Here is a 1,543-nt window from a genome sequence, read left to right as displayed (position 1 = left end):
GGACCCGTCCACTCCGCCCGCAAAACCAGGAGCCGCGACGGGCAACTCCGCAACCAGGTCTGCCGACCACGCCGCAAACCCGACCCCTGCCCGCACGGGATCGACCTGCGCTGCCACCAGACCCACCACGATGGGGAGAAGATCCTCGGCACCCCGCTGTGCCTGGACTGCTACGACCACGACCACCAGGTCGTCTGGAACGCCCTGTCCGGCGAACTCTGGCGACGGACCATGGACCGCGCCAAAGACACCCTCCGCAGATGGGGCAACAAGCACGGCCTCGCCATCAAACTCTCCTACGGCAAGGTCGCCGAAATGCAGGCGCGAGGAGTCGCCCACTTCCACGCCCTCATCCGCCTCGACGGCGTCGACCCCGCCGCGCCTCACGAGTTCGCTGCACCGCACCTGTCCGCCGACTACGCCCTGCTCCATCACGCGATCCGTACGGCAGTCGAGGCGACCCGCTTTGGCTCTCTGCCGCACCCGGATAAGGCTGAGGGCTGGCTGATCGAGTGGGGTGGCCAACTCGACGTACGCCCCGTACGGCAAGCCGTTGACGGTGTGATCACCGAAACCGCCGTCGCGGGCTACCTCGCCAAGTACGCCACCAAGGCAGCCGAAGCCACCGGCCACTCGTCCGCACGGCTCACCGACGCCACCGTCCGCCGCTACGCCACCTTGGCCACGCATGCCGGCCGATTGGTCGACGCCTGCTGGCGACTCGGACGCCCAGGCTCCGACCTCGACGAAACCGAAGCCGCCAAGAACTCCGGCCGCCTCTCCTACCGGCGTCTCCAACGCTGGGCACACATGCTCGGCTTCGGCGGCCACTTCTCCACCAAGAGCCGTCAGTACTCCACCACCCTCAAAGCGCTCCGCGAAGCACGGTCCAACTGGCGACGCGAACGACATCGCACCGCCGAACACACCACCGACACCGAAACCACCCTCATCGTCGGCAACTTCACCTACGCCAACACCGGCTGGAAAACCATCGGCGACGCACTACTCGCCAGCACCGCCGCCGCCAAAGCGCGCGAACACCGACGCGTCGTACGCGAAGAACTGCAAGCACTGTCCCTCGAAGAAGCGAACTAGGAAGGTCAAGAAATGGCTACCAGCATTCAACGGCGATGGACTGTCGAAGACGTCGCCGAATACCTCGGCGTGCCAGTCAAGACGCTCTACAAGTGGCGCTGCCAAGCGTATGGGCCCCGTGCCGTTCGCGTAGGCAAGCACCTGAGATACGACCCTGACGACGTGATCGCTTGGTTCGATGCTCAGAAGTCGGCGTCCTGACGCGAAGGCGGGAAGATGGCACGGAAACCTTTGGACCTTGGCACCTGGGGCAAGATCAGGACTTATGTCACCCACACCAACGCGAAGGGTAAGCCGGACGGGTATCGAGCTGTCACCAACTATCGCGACTACAACGGTCGAACCCGCCAGGTGGAGGCATACGGGAAGAGTGCGACTGCTGCAGGATCGGCTCTCGTTGCGAGGTTGAAGGAGCGGTCACAGCTCACGTCGTCTGGCTTGCTCA

Annotated in this window: 2 protein-coding genes and 1 pseudogene; all 3 read left to right on the top strand. The window is 64.8% G+C overall.

Annotated features, from left to right (window positions below; all coding sequences use genetic code 11):
* The coding region (locus DIZ26_RS34580) for a replication initiator (protein WP_112248789.1) at positions 1-1,098 on the top strand (1,098 nt) is incomplete at its 5' end.
* A gap of 12 nt (positions 1,099-1,110) precedes the next feature.
* Positions 1,111-1,299: a helix-turn-helix transcriptional regulator gene (locus DIZ26_RS34575; RefSeq protein ID WP_112248788.1), complete on the top strand. Its 189-nt coding sequence runs from the start codon at positions 1,111-1,113 to the stop codon at positions 1,297-1,299.
* Between the two features lie 15 nt (positions 1,300-1,314).
* Positions 1,315-1,543, top strand: a pseudogene (locus DIZ26_RS38480) (site-specific integrase); the annotation flags it as partial.

Origin of the sequence: Kribbella monticola (assembly GCF_003261635.1) — a bacterium.
Lineage (GTDB): Bacteria > Actinomycetota > Actinomycetes > Propionibacteriales > Kribbellaceae > Kribbella > Kribbella monticola.
Note: the sequence above shows the minus strand (reverse complement) of the source record. Positions and strands in the feature narration are given on the sequence as shown.